We start from the raw sequence: 18,393 nt of genomic DNA, 5'->3' as shown, positions 1-18,393 counted from the left end.
AGCGGAGATTGCCATGTCAGAACAGTATCAGCCACCTGAAGTCTGGACCTGGAATAAAGATGAAGTCAGCAAATTCTCAAACATTAACCGCCCGGTAGCCGGCCCGACACACGAGAAAACGCTGCCGGTGGGTAAACACCCGCTTCAGCTTTATTCGCTTGGCACGCCAAACGGTCAGAAAGTGACGATCCTGCTGGAAGAGTTGCTGGCGCTGGGCGTCAGCGGTGCGGAATACGATGCGTTTATCATCCGCATCAACGAAGGCGATCAGTTCTCAAGCGGCTTTGTCGATGTTAACCCGAACTCGAAAATCCCGGCGCTGCTGGACAATTCCACCACGCCGCCGATCCGCGTGTTTGAATCCGGCAACATCCTGCTGTATCTGGCGGAAAAATTCGGCAAATTCCTGCCGGAAGATCTCGCCGGACGCACAGAAACCCTCAACTGGTTGTTCTGGCTGCAAGGCTCCGCACCCTATCTGGGCGGCGGTTTCGGCCATTTCTATCACTACGCGCCGGTGAAAATCGAATACGCCATCAACCGTTTCACGATGGAAGCCAAACGTCAGCTCGACGTGCTCGACAGACAACTGGCAGACCATAAATTTATCGCCGGAGAAGAATACACCATTGCCGATATTGCCATCTTCACCTGGTACGGCAGTCTGGCACAGGGCGGCCTGTATGAGTCCGCTAAATTCCTCGATATCGATTCTTATAAGCACTTCCAGCGCTGGGCAGCGGAAGTGGCGAGCCGTCCGGCGGTCAGACGCGGGCGCATCGTTAACCGCACCTGGGGCGACGAACAGCTGGAAGAGCGCCACGATGCTTCAGATTTCGATGGCGTACTGAAATCATAACCTAAGCCTGACACGCAAAAAGGGCGGGATCGCAGGATCCCGCCCTTTTTTTATCTGCCTGAAAATCAGGCACTTTCTGTTTGCGGTTCGAGATATTTTTTAAACCAGGCAAGGGTTCTTTCCCACGCCAGATCGGCGGCCGCTTTGTCATAACGCGGCGTCGAATCATTGTGGAAACCGTGGTTCACACCGGGATAAATATGCGCCTCATAGACTTTATTATTAGCCTTCAGAGCCGCCTCATACGCAGGCCAGCCCTCGGTAATCGGTTTATCCAGTTCGGCGTAATGCAGCAATAACGGCGCTTTAATTTTCGGCACATCTTCAGCTTTCGGCTGACGCCCGTAGAACGGCACCGCCGCCGCCAGCTCCGGATACGCCACGGCCGCCGCATTCGCCACACCTCCGCCGTAACAGAAACCGGTGATGCCAACTTTGCCGGTCGCCGTCTCGTGGTGCATCAGAAATTCCACCGCCGCAAAAAAGTCGTTCATCAGTTTGGTGGGATCGACCTGTTTTTGCAGCTCACGGCCTTTTTCGTCATTGCCCGGATAACCGCCGACCGAACTCAGACCGTCCGGTGCCAGCGCAACATATCCGGCTTTCGCCACCCGCCGGGCGACATCTTCGATATAGGGATTCAGCCCGCGATTTTCATGCACCACCACCACACCCGGCACTTTACCGGTGGCCTTTGCCGGACGCACCAGATAGCCTTTTACGCTGCCGTGCCCCTGCGGCGACGGATACTGGATGTATTCCGCCACAATGTCCGGGTCGGTAAATTCAACCTGCTCCGCATAGGCATAATTGGGCGTCATCAGCGTGGTCAGCGCGGCGAGAGAAAGTCCACCCGCGACAAATTTCGCCGAGAGATCGAGAAACTCACGCTTGGTCATTTTGCCGTGTACATAAAAATCAAAATATTCGAGGAGTTCAGGAGGGAAATCTTTAGCTGTCATTCGCGTCATCTTCAGGCTCCGTTCCGTACAAGTGAAGGATAAATAATGGCCTGTTTTTGGTGATTTTGTAAGCCGGTGATGAAATCGGGCACGTTTCTCAGGAAAGTCCAAAACCTTTTTGCCCCCTGAGGATGCTAAACTGCTGACAGTCAGGAGGAGACATCATGAACAAAACTCTCGCAGGTCTGAGTAAAGAAGAAATGGATAAAGTGAGCGCCGGTCTGGCCGCCGGAACGGTGGCGGTGCGTGAGCGCAATCATCTGCCGGTGAATGCAGACGAAGTTGAAATGGAACAACCGGAGCATCTGCGGGCGTATTTCCGCGAGCGTCTGGCGCACTATCGCCAGCAGCCCGCTAAAAAATAATCCCGCTGCCGCTTACTGACGCGTCGCGAAAAAATCCGTGATCGCCTGAGTCAGATAACGGGCCGCGTCGCCGGGCTGCATCTGGCTCTGGTGCAGGCTGATACCCACCTCGCCCGGTTCGGGCAATTCATTCAACAGGCGTACTGCGGCGGGTTTACCGAAATCCGTGCGCACGGTGATGCCTAATCCCGCCGACATCGCCGCCCAGATCCCGCTCAGGCTGCGGCTGGTAAAGGCGATCCGCCACGAAATACCCGCCTTATCCAGCGCCGCCGTCGCCGCACTGCGCATCAGGCATGGCGCTTCGAACACCAGTAATGGCAGTGGTTCACCGCTTTCCTGATAATGCTTCAGGGCGAAATTTTCAGGGCCAATCCAGCGCAACGGGATCCGGCCGAGCGACTGACTTGACGGAAAGAGCGGCGCGTCATCGCCCTGCCAGCACACCGCCAGATCGAATTCGTTATGGCGGATACCGTCGAGCAGCTGCTGATTACGGGTGATGCTGGCCGAAACCTGGACCTGCGGGTGCGCGCGGGTGAATGTCCCGAGGATGGCCGGCAACAGGGTTTCGCCGAAATCCTCCTGCATACCCAGATTCAGGCTGCCGCTGAGCGAGCTGGCCAGCAGCGCGGCACTCAGTTCGTCATTCAGGCTGAGCAACCGGCGGGCGTAGCTCATCATCACTTCCCCGCGCCCGGTGAGGATCAGATGCCGTCCGGATTTTTGTACCAGCTCCGTCCCCGCCTGTTGCTCCAGCTTTTTCAATTGTGCGCTGACCGCAGAGGTCGAGCGCCCCAGCCGGTCTGCCGCCAGCACAAAACTGCCCAGTTCAATGCCGGTGACAAAAGTGCGCAGGGCTTCTGCATCAAAAGTTAAGGGCCGTTTTACCACGTTTCATCATCCCGTTTTTATGGATTAACACTGCTGATATTTTCGATATTTCGGATAATCATAACGTCTTATGCTCCTTTCCACACTGATAAAAAGGAGCCTGATATGGACAGCAATACTTCCCAGACACTGACACTCGATGCCATGGCGCGTCTGACCCCCAAATTCGCCGAAGTGACCGAACAGGTGCTGTTTGGCGATATATGGCAACGCCCCGGGCTGTCGCCCCGAGACCGCAGCCTGATCACCGTTGCCGCGCTGATTGCCCTCAACCGCAGTGAACAACTGCCCTTTCATCTGAGCCTTGCGGTTAAAAACGGCGTCACGCAGGCCGGGCTTTCAGAGATGATCACTCATCTGGCGTTTTATGCCGGCTGGCCCGCAGCGGCGTCTGCCCTGACCCGTTTTGCCAGCCTGAACGACCAATAACCGGAGGAGTTTACGATGCCTTTTACCCGCATATCATTGCCTGAACACCGCGCTGAAATCTGGCAGGATCAGATCTCCGCTATTTTGCAGGCGGCGCTGGTGCATACTTTTTCCGTGCCGAAAAATGACTGTTTTCAGCTGTTCGAACCGGTCAGCCGCCGCCAGCGGGTGATCAACCCGACCTATTTAGCGGGAGAAAATGACCGCCGTTCAGACGATTTTCTGCTGTTTCACATTACGGCGGGCAAACCGCGTAACTCATACCAAAAACAGGAACTATACCGTTATCTGGCGGATAAACTGCATGCGGCGCTGGGCATTTCCCCCGCCGACGTGATGGTGGTGGTGAGTTTCACCCAACCGGAAGACTGGTCATTCAGCCAAGGTGAAATGTTTATGCCAGAAGGGGAAAGGCTGCCCGCAGACAGCCAGTAACATTAATGCGCCGCAATACCCAGTTTTTTCATTCTCGATAACAACGTCGTACGTTTTAACCCAAGCCGCTGCGCCGCACCACGCGGCCCGGCGACCACGCCGTTGGTTTCTTTTAACACCTGAAGAATGCGCTCGCGCTCGTCATCCTCACTCATATGCGGTGCGGGCGCCGCGTCCGCCACGCAAGGCATGATTACCGGCTGAGACACCGGCATCGGGTAATTCAGCTCCGGCAGTTGCAAATCCAGCACCGTACCGCGCGTCAAGAGCACAGCGCGTTCAATGACATTTTCCAGCTCGCGCACATTGCCCGGCCACGGCATACGGCTCAGCAGACGCAGGGTCTCCGCCGGAATACTGTCGATGGTGCGTTTCATGCGTTTGGCGATTTTGTAGGTAAGGAATTTCACCAGTTGCGGAATATCTTCCGGACGCTCCCGCAGCGGCGGGATCACGATCGGGAACACGTTCAGCCGGTAATAGAGATCGCTGCGGAATTCTTTATCAGCCACCATCTGGCGTAAATCGCGGTTGGTCGCCGCGATCATCCGCACATCGACCGAAATCAGTTTATTGCCGCCGACCCGTTCGAACTCCTGTTCCTGCAAAATACGCAGTAATTTGGGTTGCAGTTCGATGGGGATTTCCCCCACTTCATCAAGGAATAACGTGCCTTTGTCCGCCAGTTCGAAGCGCCCCATGCGCTGAGCAGTCGCGCCGGTAAAGGATCCTTTTTCATGGCCGAACAAATCACTTTCCATCAATCCGGCAGGCATGGCGGCACAGTTCATTTTCACCATGCGCTGATCGCGGCGATCACCAAGATTATGGATCGCACGGGCGATCAGCTCTTTTCCGGTGCCGGTTTCACCGAGGATCAGTACCGAACAGTCGCTTTTCGCCACGATCTCGACCTGTTTCAGCACCGCCGACATACTGGAACTGCGCCCGACAATGTCACTGAAATCCGGATTGTTGCTGTTGATCTGCTCGGTCAGATACAGATTTTCATGTTGCAGCTTTTCCTTCAGGCTTTTGATTTCCTGATAGGCCAGCGCGTTATCCACGGCGATCGCGATGCGTTCCGCGATTTGCTGTAACACCCGCAGATTGGCGGCATTAAAATTGTCCGGCTGACATTGCGCCAGTTTCAAAACACCCAGCGTTTTATGGCCGAAACACAGCGGCAGGATGCACAGCGTTTTCGTCTGGTCACGCCACAACAACTGGAAAAGCGTGCTCTCATCACTCTCCGGCTCTTCGGCGGGCCGCACGTTGGTCAGCAGCATTTCGCCGTTTTTCATCACCTGCTGTTCAAGGGAACCGGCCAGCGTCATCCGCGACTGTTCGCGCTCCGCCACATGCGTCTGCACGTAATGGGTGGCGTAAACACTGGCCTGTTCGCTGTCTTTATCCGCATCGCACAGCACAATGCTGATGGCGTTGATATGAAAGAAATGGTGAATGGTTTTGGCAATTTCGCCCGTCAGTTCATCAAGATCCAGTTTGGAGAGCACCGCGTTGGTGATATCCACCAGAATGCGGAAATCGTCCCGCTCATGGCGCAGCATGGATTGCTGGAACAGCGCATTCTCACGCAGCTGAATTTGTTCCACCGCAATGGCCGCCAGCATACAAAGTTCATACAGGCCATTTTTGTCTTCTTCACTGAACGGCGTCGCATGCTGACGGGTAAATTCACAGCCGCCGAGTAAGCCGGAAGTGGCCAGCAACGGCACCAGACAATAATCCGTAAAGGCCGGATAAAGGTTAAGGGCCGCCAGTTGCGGATAGCGAAGATGCAAGGCTTCACTGCGCCAGACCTGCGTTTTCGGATTGCTCAGCAGGGCATGTACCGGTCCGGTCGCCAGCAGGGTTTCGTCTTCATAACTGACCGGCTGATGGTGCGGATCGATACCGTAAAAGCTGACACGTTCACTGTTTTGATCAAACAACACCAGCGTCACCGCGTCGGCAATACCGGCCCCCTGAACCACCTGGGTCAGGGTCTCCAGCAGCGACGTCATGGTCTGTTGCAGCAACAGCGTGCGTGTCAGTTCCAGTAATCCTTTATGTTTTGTGGTGCTCATTGTTGCGCTCTGCATACCGTGGGCTCTGGCTCTTGATTTAAAGCATTCTGAAAAAAACGATTAAGAAAGTTTACGCCTTCGTGACGGCGCGCTCCCCTGACGAGATCAACAAATGCGGGGTAACGGCTCCGCATGGGGCAACATAAGCTGGCGGGAGACGCCCAGCGCACCGCGCAGACACACCTGCGGATTTTCGGTTACCTCACCGATGGTCACCGCATCCGCGCCCAGCGGATGTTGCCGCAGCAGGTTCAGCACTTTCTGTTCTGCCGCCGCAGAGACCACCGCCACCAGCTTGCCTTCGTTGGCAAAGTTCAGCGGTTCCAGCCCCAGCAGCTCGCAGATCCCGCGCACGGCGGGTTTAACCGGCAGGGCCGTTTCATCAATGCAGATTCCGAATCCACTGGCCGCGCTGAATTCATGCAAAATCGCATTCACCCCGCCGCGTGTGGCATCGCGCAGCGCATGAACCCCGGGCAGGACACGAAGCGGTGCGATCATCGGTGCCAGCACCGCACAGTCACTTTCCACGCCCAGATCCATCCCCAGCTGTTCACGAAGATTGAGGATCGCCGCGCCGTGATCGCCCAGCGTGCCGCTGACGATCACTTTATCCCCTGCCTTTATCGTGCCGGCCGCCCATCTGACCGCCGTCGGGATCACGCCGATCCCCGCCGTGTTGATAAAGATTTTGTCGGCCGCGCCGCGCTGAACCACTTTGGTGTCACCGGTCACAATAGCAATGCCCGCGTCGCGGGCGGTCTGCGCCATCGCACTGACGATTTTCTGCAAGTCATCCAGCGGCAACCCTTCTTCCAGGATGAACCCGCAGGACAGAAAGGCCGGTGTCGCGCCGCTCACGGCCAGATCGTTCGCCGTGCCGCATACGGCCAGTTTGCCGATGTTGCCGCCGGGGAAAAATATCGGATCAATGACATAGCTGTCGGTGGTGAACGCCAGGCGATCGCCCTGCGCGCTGAGGCTGGCCAGTGACAGCCGCGCGCCGTCTTCCCGCTCATTGAGCCAGGGATTATCGAACGCGCTGAGAAACAGGTGTTCGATCATCTGCTGCATGGCACGGCCGCCGCTGCCATGCGCCATCGTGACGACTTCTTTGCGATCACTCATCCTGCCATACCTTTTGTTGTGCAAGTTCCGGCTGTTGCTGCGCCGGGGTTTCCTGATGCCGGTACTGATACCACGCCGCGCAAGCCCCTTCGGAAGAGACCATCAGCGCGCCGAAAGCGTTATGCGGCGTACAACCGGTGCCAAACAGCGGGCATTCGTGCGGCTTGCAACGGCCGGTCAGCACCTCACCGCAACGGGATCGCGGATCATCGGCGACCGGCTGTGCCTGCGGATTAAAACGTCGTTCGGCATCAAACCGGGCATACGCCGGAGTCAGGGAAATCCCCGAATCCGCAATGACACCAAGACCGCGCCATTCGCTGTTACCGCAAAGCCGGAACACCTCGCGCATCGCGTCCTGTGCCAGCAGGTTACCCTCTTCCGGCACCACGCGCCGGTACTGGTTTTCCGTTTTACACGATGCCTCGCAAACTTGTTCCACCAGCATCAGGACGCTCTGCAACATATCCAGCGGTTCGAACCCGCTGATCACCAGCGGTTTGCCGAATTCTTCATTGATAAAATGGAACGGCGCAGTGCCGGTCACCATGCTGACGTGGCCGGGTGCCAGAAACGCATCAATGCGAACGTCGTCCTGTTGCAGCAGGCTGCGCAGTGTCGGCATCAGGCTGATGTGCTGGCAGAACACGCTGAAATTGGTCATGCCTTCCCGCCGCGCCTGTTGCAGCGTCACCGCCGTCACCGGCAACGTGGTTTCAAAACCGAGGGCGAAAAACACCACCTGATGTTGCGGATTTTCACGCGCCAGTTTCAGCGCATCCAGCGGTGAATACACCACGCGCACGTCGGCACCACGTTCACGCGCCTGCAACAGTGAGCCTTGCTGACCGGGCACCCGCAACGCATCGCCAAAGGTGCAGAAAATTACCCCGGGACGGGCGGCGATTTCGCAGCAGGCATCAATGCGCCCCATCGGCAACACGCACACCGGGCAGCCCGGCCCGTGAATAAATTCCAGCTGCGGGGGCAGCAGTTTATCCAGCCCGAATTTGAAGATGGCGTGGGTATGGCCGCCGCACACTTCCATAATCTGCATCGGTTTTTCAGCCGTGTAAGGCAGCAAGGCGGCACGCTGATGCAGCCGCTCAATCAGCGTTTTCGCCAGTGTCGGGTCACGAAATTCATCGACAAAACGCATTATCTTGCCTCTCCCGCACCGAGAAACAGGGCGACATCGGCTTCCACTTCCTCCATCGCATGCAGCGCGGCCAGCGTTTCCTGCGCCTCCTGCTCATCGAGTTTGCTTAAGGCAAAACCGACGTGGATTAACACCCAGCCGCCGATCAGCGCCTCGCGTGCGCCGTCACGTCCGCAATCACACACCAGTGCGACATTCACTTCGCGGCGCAAACCGCACACTTCCGCCCAGGCGTGATCGGGCTGCTGATCGTGCAGCGCCAGGATTTGTCCCGGAATGCCTATGCACATCGTTGCTGCTCCAGCCACGCCAGCCACAGATCCATCCCTTCGCCTGTGGTGGCTGACAACTGAATCACCTCTATCTGCGGATTCACCTGCCGCGCATTGGCAATGCAGGCTTCAACGTCAAAACTGACGTACGGCAGCAGATCGATTTTATTGAGGATCATCAGGCGTGACGCCGCAAACATATGCGGATATTTCAGCGGTTTGTCCTCGCCTTCCGTCACGGACAGCACGGCCACTTTGTGCAGTTCGCCGAGATCAAAACTGGCCGGACACACCAGATTGCCGACATTCTCGATAAACAGCAGGCTGTTGTTGTTCGGCGACAACTGATGCAGCGCATCGTGAACCATCTGCGCATCCAGATGGCAGCCTTTACCGGTGTTAACCTGAATCGCCGGTACGCCGGTGGCGCGGATCCGGTCAGCATCACGGGTGGTTTGCTGGTCACCTTCGATCACCGCGCAGTCGAAATAGGGTGCCAGCCGGGTCAGGGTGTGAGTCAGCAAGGTGGTTTTGCCGGAACCGGGGCTGGACACCAGATTCAGCGCCAGAATGCCCGCCGCAGCAAAATGCTCGCGGTTATGCGCGGCGATATGGTTGTTCTTCGCCAGCACGTCCATTTCGATATCCACCAGACGGCGCGGCGCAAACGGCAGGCCGTGAGAGTGGCTGTGATCATGGGAATGATCGTGAGAATGATGATGAGTGTGCTCGTTGCTGACGCCTTCAATACGAAGTTCGCCACTGGCACATCCGCAGGTACTGCACATAGTTTTCTCCCCGGGCAAAACGGAGGCCCGTTATTCGATTTCAATACGTTTAATCGTCATGCCGTCATCGGCCACCACGCGCAAATCATGCCCGCCACAGTGCGGACACAGCAGAACGCCGGGGCTGAGTAAGGTGATGTGTTGCTGACAGGTGTGACACCAGCTTTCGGCCTGTGGGGTGATCAGGTGTAATTCGCACCCTTCCGCCAGCGTTTCACGACAGGCAAGTTCAAAACAAAATTGCACGGCATCGGGTTCGACGCAGGAAAACGCGCCAATTTCCATCCATACCGCCGTAATTTTTCGCGCATTATTTTGCTGCCCGAACTGCTGCATTATTTCCACGGCATTCTGGCACATCGTAATCTCGTGCATTATTTCCCCTCCCTCAGGAGAACAATAAAGAGACCTTTTCCCTCGCCGTTGCAATAACAGTGCCAGAATTTTTCGACACGTATTATCCCCACGATAAAACGGCGTGACGGAATTAACCTGCACAGTCCGTCATTAGTGTCGAAATAAGGTGTCATCGACATGTCATGGCATTTTCATGGCCGGGAGGTTTTCTGGCTCTGAAACAAGTAACTCATTCATTTAACAGCATTTAAAAAATAATCTGTGGAATTGGCATGCTTTATGCCAACAGAGCCATATGCGTCGACTTTTCATCGTCACCCGACATATCAATCAACAACGGATAATGCACATGAGCACTCTCAGCGAACTGACTACCAAAGCAGACTATATCGCCAGCAAAAACAGCCATCTGAAATCGCAATGGCGGACTTACCAGAACAGTCTGACTCAGGCGATAACGCATTCAAATAAAAAGATAAATCATGAATTCAGCTGCGGTGAAGATCAGGATATCCGCTTCACGCTGTTTAACCATTTTGCGGTCAGTATTCAACTGAGTGAAGACTTCTACAGTCAGGATATTGTCTACAGCCTGAACATGGCGCAGGTCAGTGATGACGAGGATTTCCAGCCTTTTGCTCACGCCCGTCTGACTGAAGAAGGCAAGGTAGACGGCAGCGTGGATATCAAAGATAAAAACGCCGTGCTGGAGCATTATCTCAATAAGATTTCCGCTATTTACCAATGCATTTTTGATTCACTGCAAAACAATCAGCCCGTTCACGCGCAACTCGAAAAATTACTCAGCCGCGTCTGATTCACATTCAGAAATATATTAAGCACCGGCAGAGCGTAAATATTTTCTCATTGCCGTTTTTTTACTGGGATTAATTCCGACATAAATGTCGAAATGTCAATTTAAGTGCCGATTTCGTCACCTTTGACGAAACAGCGAGGAGATTTCATGCGTCGCACTGCCTCCATGAATCAATATGTGATAGCCGACCCCAAACTGTGTATCGGCTGCAATACCTGTATGGCCAGTTGTTCACAGGAACACCAGTTGCACGGCTTACAGTCTGCCCCCCGTTTGCAGGTGATGCGTAACCGTCTGGATTCCGCACCGGTGATGTGCCACCAGTGCGAAGATGCCCCGTGCGCGCAGGTCTGTCCGGTCAATGCCATTACCCGTGAGAATGACGCGATTCAACTGAATGAAAGCCTGTGCGTCAGTTGCAAACTGTGCGGACTCGCCTGTCCGTTCGGCGCCATCACGTTTTCCGGCAGCACACCGCTGGATATTCCCCGCGACTGCAATACATCCAAAGCCCTCCCCGCCCCGCACCCGCCCCGTGCGGTCAGCCCGTTCCTTGATTGCGTGCCCGGTCTTCGCGCGGTGGCGGTGAAATGCGATTTATGCAGCTTCAGCCCGGACGGCCCGGCATGCATCAAAACCTGCCCGACCCAGGCAATCCGGCTTATCACCGCCAGCCTGTCTGAATCCGCCAGTCAGCAAAAACGCCTGAATGCGATGAACGTATTTCCGGCCGGGCTGACATCCTTTACCACACCCGATACGGAGGCCAAATAATGACGGCACTGTTCACGTTAGAACCGGCGTCATTACTGGCGCTGGCCCTGCTGGTCTGGTTACTCAGCGGCATTGCTGGCGGATTGCTGGCCGCCGCCGCCAGGATCAGTGGCCTGATTTCCGGCACCGGCGGTATGGTGGCTTCGGCGGCCGTCATCGTGGCTGCGGTGCAGGTGCTGATCAGCGGGACGTCCGTCACGCTGACATTGCCGGTGGTGCCTTACACCGCAGAGCTAAGCCCGCTGAATGCGCTGCTGTTACTGGCGATGTCAGTGACCGCGTTGTTCAGCAGTCTCTACGCCTGCGCATGGCTGGCCCATGCCCGTCAGCGTCAGCGCGCCCGCACCGGTTTGCTCTGCAATCTGTTGCTGGCGGCACTGACCGCTGCGGCGATTTCCGCCACTGCGGTTGAACTGATCCTGATGATGGAAATGGCGGCGCTCTGCGCGTATTTCCTGATCGTCCAGACTGACGATGTGAAAAGCCGCCGCGCCGGACTGAATCAGTTTTTATCCGGCCGCCTCGGCACGCTGTGTCTGATCCTGGCGTTCGCCCTGCTGCATCACACCAGCGGCAGTGTGAGTTTCGACGTCCTGCGTCATACGGCCTTCACGCCGGGCATTAAATCGGTTTCCTTCCTGCTGGCGCTGGCCGGTTTCGGGCTGTACGCCGGGATAATCCCGCTGCATGCCTGGGTGCCGCAGTCGCACTCCAGCGCGCCAGCCCACGCCGCTGCGCTGTTCTCTTCCGCGCTGATGAAAATCGGCATTCTTGGCATCGTAAAAGTCGGTCTGGATCTGCTCGGCGCACCGCCACTCTGGTGGGGCCTGATGGTATTGCTGCTGGCGATCCTGACCGCGTTTATTGGCGGTTTGTACGCCCTGATGGAACACGATATCCGCCGCCTGCTGGCCTATCACACGCTGGAAAACGTCGGGATCATTCTGCTGGGTGTCGGCGGGGCGATGGCCGGTGTGGCACTGAATCTACCGGTGCTGGCGTCCCTCGCCCTGCTGGCCGGATTATTCCACCTGTTCAACCACGGCCTGTTTAAAACCGCGCTGTTCCTTGGTGCCGGTGAAATCGAAATGCAGACCGGCATTAAAGATATGGAAAAACTCGGCGGGATCGCCCGTCTGATGCCGTGGACGGCATTCACCCTGCTGATTGCCCTGATGTCGATGGCCGCGCTGCCGCCGCTTAACGGTTTCGCCAGCGAATGGTTGCTGTATCAGTCGCTGTTCCAGCTGAGCGCCAGTCCGCTGTTTATCGCCCGCCTGCTCGGGCCTTTGCTGGCGGTCGGTCTGGCACTGACCGGGGCGCTGGCGCTGATGTGTATCGCCAAAGTCTTTGGCGTCACCTTCCTTGGCTCACCGCGCAGTCAGGCGGCGGAAGCCACTCCCGCGCCCCTTGCCATGACGCTCAGCGGCGTGCTGCTCGCCCTGCTGTGTGTGGGTTGCGGTGTCGCCTCGCCGTGGATTATTCCGCATTTTTCCGCCGTGGCCGCCTCGGTGCTGAACGCGCCTGTCTTGCAGGTCGCACAGCATGGCGTGGTGTTCTCCACCACGTCCGCCGTGTCTGCGCCGATGGTGGCGATCCTGCTGCTGGGTATGCCGTTGCTGCCGTGGATCATCGCCGCCGTGTTGCGCGGAAAACGTCTGCCGAACCGTTCGCGCGGTGATGCGTGGGCCTGCGGTTACGCGCATTCCGCTGACATGGTGGTGACCGCAACCGGCTTCGCGCAACCGCTGCGCGTGATGTTTGCCCCGCTTTACCGCCTGCGTCAGCGCGTCACGCCGTCTTCCATGGTCGGCGCGCTGCATCGGGGCTGGACGGGTGCCTTCTGCCGTCGTCTGGCATTCATCGAACTGGCCGTGTTGCTGGTCGTGGCTTTTGCCTGAGGAACTGACTATGAATTTTCCCTACCTGCTTGCCGGTTCACTGTGGCCGCTGGCGCTGATTCAGGCGGTGCTGTTGCTGGCGATCGCCCCGCTGTTTGCCGGTTTCAGTCGCGTGATGCGTGCACGGATGCACAACCGTCAGGGGCCGGGCGTATTACAGGAATACCGTGATATCGCCAAGCTGCTGACCCGCCAGAGTGTCGCCCCTGCCGCCGCCGGTGCGGCCTTTCGCAGCATGCCTTATCTGCTGACCGGCGGCTTGCTGGTGATCGCCACCGCCCTGCCGGTGGTCACGCTGGCGTCGCCGCTGGGTGCCGCAGGCGATCTGATCACCGTGATTTATCTGTTCGCGGTGGTGCGCTTTGTGTTTGCCATCGCCGGGCTGGATACCGGCAGCACCTTTACCGGCATCGGTGCCAGCCGTGAAGCGGTGCTCGGTGTATTAGTCGAGCCGATCCTGTTGCTCGGGCTGTGGATTGCCGCGCTGGTGGCAGGTTCCACTTCGCTCGGCGCGATTGCCGCCCGTGTGCTGCACTGGCCGTCCGCGTCTTCTTTAACCCTGATTCTGGCCGGTCTGGCCTGTGCGTTCGCCACCTATATCGAAATGGGCAAGCTGCCGTTTGATATGGCGGAAGCGGAGCAGGAATTGCAGGAAGGCCCGCTGACCGAATATTCCGGCGCGGCGCTGGGCGTGCTGAAAATCGGCATCAGCCTGAAACAACTGGTGGTGTTGCAACTGTTCCTCGGCCTGTTTTTCCCGTTCGGACTGGCAGAGCACATCACGCCGCTGACGCTGCTGACCGCCGTGGTGCTGTGTCTGGTGAAACTGCTGATCGCGGTATTTGTGGTCGCGCTGATCGAGAACAGCGTCGCCCGTTTGCGCTTTCTTAAAACCTCCCGCACGACATGGGCGGGGTTCGGGCTGGCGTTTCTGGCGCTGGTTTCCTGGCTGGTCGCAGGCTGACCTGACATTTTTCTTGTCCCGCTGCGGCGGGAAGAGGCTTTGTAATGAGTGAGTTGAATACCGCATTAAATCAAAACCCGGTCGGCAAACAGTATCTGGCCGCGCTGGCGGCGCAGTTTCCGTCGGCAATTTTAGGCAGCGAATGGCAGACCGACACCCAGGCGACGGTCACCATCAGGCTGAACTGGCTGCCGGAAGTGGTGGAATGGCTGTACTACCAGCAGGGCGGCTGGCTCTCCGTGTTGTTCGGAAACGACGAACGGACGCTGTGCGGCAATTACGCGCTGTATTACGTGCTGTCGATGGAAAAAGGCGTGAAATGCTGGATCACGGTGCGTGCCGAAGTGGATCCCGTTTCACTGGAATTTCCGTCCGTGACACCGCGCGTTCCGGCGGCGGTCTGGGGCGAACGCGAAGTGCGTGATATGTACGGTTTGCGCCCGGTCGGCTTGCCGGACGAACGCCGTCTGGTATTGCCGGATGACTGGCCGGACGATTTGTATCCGCTGCGCAAAGACGCGATGGATTATCGTCAGCGCCCGGCCCCGACCACTGACCAGGAAACCTATCCGTTTATTTCCGAGGCCAAAGAAGGCAGCAAAATTGTGCCGATTGGCCCGCTGCACGTCACATCTGACGAACCCGGGCACTTTCGTCTTTTCGTTGACGGCGAAGACATTATCGATGCCGATTACCGCCTGTTTTACGTGCACCGTGGCATGGAAAAACTGGCAGAAACCCGCATGGGCTATAACGAAGTGACGTTCCTGTCGGACCGCGTTTGCGGCATCTGCGGCTTTACGCACAGCGTGGCCTATACCTCGTCGGTCGAAAACGCGATGGGCATTGTGGTGCCGGAACGTGCCCAGATGATCCGCTCCATTTTGCTGGAAGTGGAACGCCTGCACAGCCACCTGCTGAATCTCGGGCTGGCCTGTCACTTTGTCGGCTTTGACTCCGGCTTTATGCAGTTTTTCCGCATCCGCGAGCAGTCCATGAAGATGGCGGAAATCCTGACCGGTGCGCGTAAAACCTACGGCATGAACCTGATCGGCGGCATCCGTCGCGACATTCTGAAAGACGACATGATCGCCACCATTGCGCTGACGGGCAGCATGCGCCGTGATCTCAACGAACTGGTGGATATTCTGCTCAGCACGCCAAATACCGAACAGCGCAGCGTCGGCGTCGGCATTCTGGATCCGCAGGTGGCGCGCGATTTCAGTAACGTCGGCCCGATGGTGCGCGGCAGCGGTCACCGCCGCGATATGCGTCAGGATCACCCGTATGCCGGTTACGCCAAACTGCCGTTTGAGCTGTGCAGCGAAACCGGTAACGACGTCTATTCCCGCCTGAAAGTGCGCATCCACGAAGTGTTTAACGCCCTGAATATGATTGAGTTTGGCCTGCAAAGTCTGCCGGGCGGTCCGCTGGCGGTGGAAGGCTTCAACTATATTCCGCACCGTTTCGCCCTCGGCTTTGCCGAAGCGCCACGCGGTGACGACATTCACTGGAGCATGACCGGCGACAACCAGAAGCTGTTCCGCTGGCGTTGCCGCGCGGCGACCTACGCCAACTGGCCGACCCTGCGCTACATGCTGCGCGGCAATACGGTCTCCGATGCGCCGCTGATCATCGGCAGTCTCGATCCTTGTTACTCCTGCACCGACCGCATGACGGTCGTCGATGTGCGTAAGAAAACGTCCATCGTGGTGCCTTACAAAGAGATCGAACGTTACGGCATCGAACGCAAAAACTCGCCGCTTTAAGGAGCCGCTTCAATCATGCTGAAACTGATTAAAAAAGTGCTGAAAACCGGCACCGCAACCGTGGCGTATCCGTTTAAGCCGCTGGATCTGGCACCGAATTTTCGCGGCAAACCGCAGTACACCGCACAGCAATGCATTGCCTGCGGTGCCTGCGCCAATGCCTGCCCGTCCAACGCGCTGACCATGACCACGGCAGAAGACGGTGGAACGATCCGCTGGCAACTGTTTTTAGGGCGCTGCATTTTCTGCGCCCGCTGCGAGGAAGTGTGCCCGACGGCGGCCATTACACTGTCGCAGGAATTCGAACTGGCGGTGTGGCGCAAAGAAGACCTGTATGAAACGGCAGATTTCCCCGTCTGCCACTGCCGCGAATGTGGCAAACCTTATGCCGTGCAAAAGGAAATCGACTTCGCCCTCAGTCTGTTACAGGAAAGCGCCGCGCTGAGTGACCGGCAGATTGCCGACCGTCGCCAGCAATACGAAACCTGTCCGACGTGCAAAAAAATGCACGGTCTTTCTTCCAGCGACCGCATCGATATTGGCCGCCATATGACCACGGAGGTTCGCTGATGAGCCATAACCTGATTGCTCCGCGTGATGAAAATGGCCTGCCGGTGCCCGTCACGCTGGATGAAAGCATTGCCAGCCTGAAATCCACCCTGCTCCACAGCATCCGCCGCTCCGCCTATGTTTACCGCGTCGACTGCGGCGGCTGTAACGGCTGTGAAATTGAGATTTTCGCCGCCATTTCGCCGCTGTTCGATGCCGAACGTTTCGGCATTAAAGTGGTGCCGTCGCCGCGCCATGCGGACATTCTGCTGTTCACCGGTGCCGTGACCCGCGCCATGCGTATGCCGGCACTGCGCGCCTGGGATTCTGCACCGGATCCGAAAATCTGCATTTCCTACGGAGCCTGCGGCAACAGCGGCGGCATCTTCCACGACCTGTATTGCGTCTGGGGCGGCACCGACAAAATTGTGCCGGTAGATGTGTATATTCCGGGCTGTCCGCCGACACCGGCCGCCACCATTTACGGCTTCGCGATGGCGCTGGGTTTGCTGGATCAGAAAATCAAAGGCCAGCAACACGACGAAGCCGCTGGCGAACCGGCGGCGTTATTGCACCCTGAGCTGCCGCAGCCGTTGCGCGTATTGCTCGATCGCGAAGCGCGCCGCATGGCCGGTTACCGCTATGGCCGCCAGATTGCTGACACCTTTATGGATATGGTGGCCGCGCCCGGTTTACAGCCGGTGGAACAGCGGGTGTCAGACTATCTGGCGGAGCAAGGCGATCTGCGGCTCAACGAGATTATCGGCAACCTGCAGCACATTTATCAGCAGGTGCTGCGTGGCGAGGTGCGCCTGTGATGACATCCGTCAATGACCAGCGTTACGCGCGGCATCAGCCTTATTCAGGCCATCAGCCGGACAAAAACAAAGTGATTTTTTATTCACTGAGCAGCAAGTTTGTCGATGAAAAAAGCGCGCAGAAACGCAGTTCGCAAAAAGTGCAGGAAGTGGTGTATTACAGCCTGGCGATCGGCCATCACCTCGGGGTGATCGACTGCCTGCAATCCCGCCTCGAATGCCCGCTCGACGGCTATCTGCACTGGATTAACTGTCTGCCGGAAAACAGCGAAGCACATCGCAAACTGGCCGGTGTGCAGCGTTTCGGCGAGATCAACATCGACAGCAGCCACACCCATTTGCTGGCGCTGGCGCTGCGCGATGCCCGTCCGGACATGAGTGAAGAACAACGGGGCTGGAGCGACCAGCTTATCGCCCTGCTGACTCAGATTGAAAACGACCCCGCCATGTACCTGATGGTCAGGAGATACGATGCCTGATACCTCTTCCCGCTACGCCCTGTTATGCGTCGGCAACAGCATGATGGGCGATGACGGTGCCGGTCCGCGTCTGGCCGAACTCTGCGCTGAACAGCCGCTGTCCGGCTGGACGGTGGTGGACGGCGGTGCCGCACCTGAAAACGACATCGGCTTTTTGCGCGAGCAGCGCCCGCAGCATCTGGTGATTGTGGACGCCACCGACATGGGGCTGGCACCCGGTGAAATGCGCATCATCGACGAAAATGACATCGCCGACATGTTCATGATGACCACCCACAATCTGCCGCTGACCTTCCTTATTCAGCAACTGCGCGAGGATATCCCGCAGATCACCTTTGTCGGCATTCAGCCCGATGTCGTCGCGTTCTATTACCCGATGAGTGCCGCCGTGGAACAGGCCGTTAACCGCCTTCATCAGCGGTTACCGGCTCTGGAAACCGGCCTGGGGATCGCCCCTTTCAGCCCGTCGACATAACTGTCGATGCGGTGACGAAACAGACATGACGTCAGTAAAAAATGTCGTCATCGGCGCACCAGCCATCACTAACCACCTGAATTTAATGCTGAAAAATTAAAAACAGAAA

General features: G+C 57.3%; 21 protein-coding genes. 13 read left to right on the top strand and 8 right to left on the bottom strand.

The annotated features are described in order from the left end of the window. Positions 1 to 13 precede the first annotated feature (13 nt). Complete coding sequence (gene yghU / locus J9880_RS13710; protein WP_232769477.1) at positions 14 to 859, top strand: glutathione-dependent disulfide-bond oxidoreductase; 846 nt, start codon at positions 14 to 16, stop codon at positions 857 to 859. A 65-nt stretch (positions 860 to 924) separates the two neighbouring features. On the opposite strand, the gene yghX is transcribed toward yghU, so the two are convergent. Beyond that, complete coding sequence (gene yghX, locus J9880_RS13705; protein WP_133822889.1) at positions 925 to 1,830, bottom strand: YghX family hydrolase; 906 nt, start codon at positions 1,828 to 1,830, stop codon at positions 925 to 927. Between the two features lie 155 nt (positions 1,831 to 1,985). Here yghX and J9880_RS13700 point away from each other — a divergent pair, with 155 nt between their 5' ends. Next, positions 1,986 to 2,186 (top strand): DNA polymerase III subunit theta, encoded by a 201-nt coding sequence (locus J9880_RS13700; RefSeq protein ID WP_232769476.1) that lies wholly within the window; start codon positions 1,986 to 1,988, stop codon positions 2,184 to 2,186. 12 nt (positions 2,187 to 2,198) lie between these two features. Here the strand turns inward: J9880_RS13700 and J9880_RS13695 are convergent, their stop codons facing one another. Beyond that, a complete protein-coding gene (locus J9880_RS13695; RefSeq protein WP_095922918.1) occupies positions 2,199 to 3,080 on the bottom strand; it encodes a LysR substrate-binding domain-containing protein in 882 nt (293 codons plus the stop codon). A 105-nt stretch (positions 3,081 to 3,185) separates the two neighbouring features. On the opposite strand from J9880_RS13695, the gene J9880_RS13690 reads away from it, so the two are divergent. Beyond that, on the top strand, positions 3,186 to 3,509 hold the full coding sequence (locus tag J9880_RS13690; protein WP_095922919.1) for a carboxymuconolactone decarboxylase family protein: 324 nt from the start codon (positions 3,186 to 3,188) through the stop codon (positions 3,507 to 3,509). A gap of 15 nt (positions 3,510 to 3,524) precedes the next feature. Next, positions 3,525 to 3,944 (top strand): tautomerase family protein, encoded by a 420-nt coding sequence (locus tag J9880_RS13685; protein WP_232769475.1) that lies wholly within the window; start codon positions 3,525 to 3,527, stop codon positions 3,942 to 3,944. Positions 3,945 to 3,946: 2 nt separating this feature from the next. Here J9880_RS13685 and flhA read toward each other — a convergent pair whose 3' ends face one another. The 6 genes from flhA to hypA form a co-directional block, all read right to left on the bottom strand. Then, positions 3,947 to 6,034, bottom strand: a complete 2,088-nt coding sequence (gene flhA, locus J9880_RS13680; RefSeq protein ID WP_408637204.1) for a formate hydrogenlyase transcriptional activator FlhA — start codon at positions 6,032 to 6,034, stop codon at positions 3,947 to 3,949. Positions 6,035 to 6,139: 105 nt separating this feature from the next. Beyond that, on the bottom strand, positions 6,140 to 7,162 hold the full coding sequence (gene hypE / locus J9880_RS13675) for a hydrogenase expression/formation protein HypE (RefSeq protein ID WP_095922923.1): 1,023 nt from the start codon (positions 7,160 to 7,162) through the stop codon (positions 6,140 to 6,142). After that, positions 7,155 to 8,321 (bottom strand): hydrogenase formation protein HypD, encoded by a 1,167-nt coding sequence (hypD, locus tag J9880_RS13670; protein ID WP_232769473.1) that lies wholly within the window; start codon positions 8,319 to 8,321, stop codon positions 7,155 to 7,157. Before hypD ends, hypE begins: the two co-directional genes overlap by 8 nt. Next, positions 8,321 to 8,611, bottom strand: a complete 291-nt coding sequence (locus J9880_RS13665; protein ID WP_232769472.1) for a HypC/HybG/HupF family hydrogenase formation chaperone — start codon at positions 8,609 to 8,611, stop codon at positions 8,321 to 8,323. The genes hypD and J9880_RS13665 overlap by 1 nt, the downstream gene beginning before the upstream one ends. Then, complete coding sequence (gene hypB / locus J9880_RS13660; RefSeq protein WP_232769471.1) at positions 8,602 to 9,381, bottom strand: hydrogenase nickel incorporation protein HypB; 780 nt, start codon at positions 9,379 to 9,381, stop codon at positions 8,602 to 8,604. Before hypB ends, J9880_RS13665 begins: the two co-directional genes overlap by 10 nt. Before the next feature lie 30 nt (positions 9,382 to 9,411). Next, complete coding sequence (gene hypA, locus J9880_RS13655) at positions 9,412 to 9,756, bottom strand: hydrogenase maturation nickel metallochaperone HypA (protein WP_131694042.1); 345 nt, start codon at positions 9,754 to 9,756, stop codon at positions 9,412 to 9,414. 331 nt (positions 9,757 to 10,087) lie between these two features. On the opposite strand from hypA, the gene hycA reads away from it, so the two are divergent. The 9 genes from hycA to hycI all read left to right on the top strand — a co-directional run bounded on the left by hycA (position 10,088) and on the right by hycI (position 18,284). Further along, a complete protein-coding gene (hycA, locus tag J9880_RS13650) occupies positions 10,088 to 10,555 on the top strand; it encodes a formate hydrogenlyase regulator HycA (RefSeq protein ID WP_095922928.1) in 468 nt (155 codons plus the stop codon). A gap of 165 nt (positions 10,556 to 10,720) precedes the next feature. Then, on the top strand, positions 10,721 to 11,329 hold the full coding sequence (locus J9880_RS13645) for a 4Fe-4S dicluster domain-containing protein (RefSeq protein ID WP_232770474.1): 609 nt from the start codon (positions 10,721 to 10,723) through the stop codon (positions 11,327 to 11,329). Then, on the top strand, positions 11,329 to 13,230 hold the full coding sequence (locus tag J9880_RS13640; protein ID WP_232769470.1) for a proton-conducting transporter transmembrane domain-containing protein: 1,902 nt from the start codon (positions 11,329 to 11,331) through the stop codon (positions 13,228 to 13,230). The genes J9880_RS13645 and J9880_RS13640 overlap by 1 nt, the downstream gene beginning before the upstream one ends. Before the next feature lie 10 nt (positions 13,231 to 13,240). Next, positions 13,241 to 14,194: a respiratory chain complex I subunit 1 family protein gene (locus tag J9880_RS13635; RefSeq protein WP_095922930.1), complete on the top strand. Its 954-nt coding sequence runs from the start codon at positions 13,241 to 13,243 to the stop codon at positions 14,192 to 14,194. A gap of 44 nt (positions 14,195 to 14,238) precedes the next feature. After that, positions 14,239 to 15,963, top strand: a complete 1,725-nt coding sequence (locus J9880_RS13630) for a hydrogenase large subunit (protein ID WP_232769469.1) — start codon at positions 14,239 to 14,241, stop codon at positions 15,961 to 15,963. A 15-nt stretch (positions 15,964 to 15,978) separates the two neighbouring features. Further along, a complete protein-coding gene (locus J9880_RS13625; RefSeq protein WP_131694046.1) occupies positions 15,979 to 16,533 on the top strand; it encodes a formate hydrogenlyase complex iron-sulfur subunit in 555 nt (184 codons plus the stop codon). Next, positions 16,533 to 17,330, top strand: a complete 798-nt coding sequence (locus tag J9880_RS13620) for an NADH-quinone oxidoreductase subunit B family protein (RefSeq protein ID WP_232769468.1) — start codon at positions 16,533 to 16,535, stop codon at positions 17,328 to 17,330. The genes J9880_RS13625 and J9880_RS13620 overlap by 1 nt, the downstream gene beginning before the upstream one ends. Next, on the top strand, positions 17,330 to 17,809 hold the full coding sequence (locus J9880_RS13615) for a formate hydrogenlyase maturation HycH family protein (protein WP_015689508.1): 480 nt from the start codon (positions 17,330 to 17,332) through the stop codon (positions 17,807 to 17,809). The genes J9880_RS13620 and J9880_RS13615 overlap by 1 nt, the downstream gene beginning before the upstream one ends. Next, positions 17,802 to 18,284 (top strand): hydrogenase maturation peptidase HycI, encoded by a 483-nt coding sequence (gene hycI / locus J9880_RS13610; protein ID WP_119822623.1) that lies wholly within the window; start codon positions 17,802 to 17,804, stop codon positions 18,282 to 18,284. Before J9880_RS13615 ends, hycI begins: the two co-directional genes overlap by 8 nt. The last annotated feature ends 109 nt before the right edge of the window (positions 18,285 to 18,393 follow it).

This window comes from Rahnella victoriana, assembly GCF_021276285.1.
Lineage (GTDB): Bacteria > Pseudomonadota > Gammaproteobacteria > Enterobacterales > Enterobacteriaceae > Rahnella > Rahnella victoriana.
Note: the sequence above shows the minus strand (reverse complement) of the source record. Positions and strands in the feature narration are given on the sequence as shown.

Bases quoted from the DNA above. Each gene is read 5' to 3' on its own strand.
- yghU (WP_232769477.1), top strand. From the start codon at position 14: ATGTCAGAACAGTATCAGCCACCTGAAGTCTGGACCTGGAATAAAGAT.
- yghX (WP_133822889.1), bottom strand. From the start codon at position 1,830: ATGACGCGAATGACAGCTAAAGATTTCCCTCCTGAACTCCTCGAATAT.
- J9880_RS13700 (WP_232769476.1), top strand. From the start codon at position 1,986: ATGAACAAAACTCTCGCAGGTCTGAGTAAAGAAGAAATGGATAAAGTG.
- J9880_RS13690 (WP_095922919.1), top strand. From the start codon at position 3,186: ATGGACAGCAATACTTCCCAGACACTGACACTCGATGCCATGGCGCGT.
- J9880_RS13685 (WP_232769475.1), top strand. From the start codon at position 3,525: ATGCCTTTTACCCGCATATCATTGCCTGAACACCGCGCTGAAATCTGG.
- flhA (WP_408637204.1), bottom strand. From the start codon at position 6,034: ATGAGCACCACAAAACATAAAGGATTACTGGAACTGACACGCACGCTG.
- hypE (WP_095922923.1), bottom strand. From the start codon at position 7,162: ATGAGTGATCGCAAAGAAGTCGTCACGATGGCGCATGGCAGCGGCGGC.
- hypD (WP_232769473.1), bottom strand. From the start codon at position 8,321: ATGCGTTTTGTCGATGAATTTCGTGACCCGACACTGGCGAAAACGCTG.
- J9880_RS13665 (WP_232769472.1), bottom strand. From the start codon at position 8,611: ATGTGCATAGGCATTCCGGGACAAATCCTGGCGCTGCACGATCAGCAG.
- hypB (WP_232769471.1), bottom strand. From the start codon at position 9,381: ATGTGCAGTACCTGCGGATGTGCCAGTGGCGAACTTCGTATTGAAGGC.
- hypA (WP_131694042.1), bottom strand. From the start codon at position 9,756: ATGCACGAGATTACGATGTGCCAGAATGCCGTGGAAATAATGCAGCAG.
- hycA (WP_095922928.1), top strand. From the start codon at position 10,088: ATGAGCACTCTCAGCGAACTGACTACCAAAGCAGACTATATCGCCAGC.
- J9880_RS13645 (WP_232770474.1), top strand. From the start codon at position 10,721: ATGAATCAATATGTGATAGCCGACCCCAAACTGTGTATCGGCTGCAAT.
- J9880_RS13640 (WP_232769470.1), top strand. From the start codon at position 11,329: ATGACGGCACTGTTCACGTTAGAACCGGCGTCATTACTGGCGCTGGCC.
- J9880_RS13635 (WP_095922930.1), top strand. From the start codon at position 13,241: ATGAATTTTCCCTACCTGCTTGCCGGTTCACTGTGGCCGCTGGCGCTG.
- J9880_RS13630 (WP_232769469.1), top strand. From the start codon at position 14,239: ATGAGTGAGTTGAATACCGCATTAAATCAAAACCCGGTCGGCAAACAG.
- J9880_RS13625 (WP_131694046.1), top strand. From the start codon at position 15,979: ATGCTGAAACTGATTAAAAAAGTGCTGAAAACCGGCACCGCAACCGTG.
- J9880_RS13620 (WP_232769468.1), top strand. From the start codon at position 16,533: ATGAGCCATAACCTGATTGCTCCGCGTGATGAAAATGGCCTGCCGGTG.
- J9880_RS13615 (WP_015689508.1), top strand. From the start codon at position 17,330: ATGACATCCGTCAATGACCAGCGTTACGCGCGGCATCAGCCTTATTCA.
- hycI (WP_119822623.1), top strand. From the start codon at position 17,802: ATGCCTGATACCTCTTCCCGCTACGCCCTGTTATGCGTCGGCAACAGC.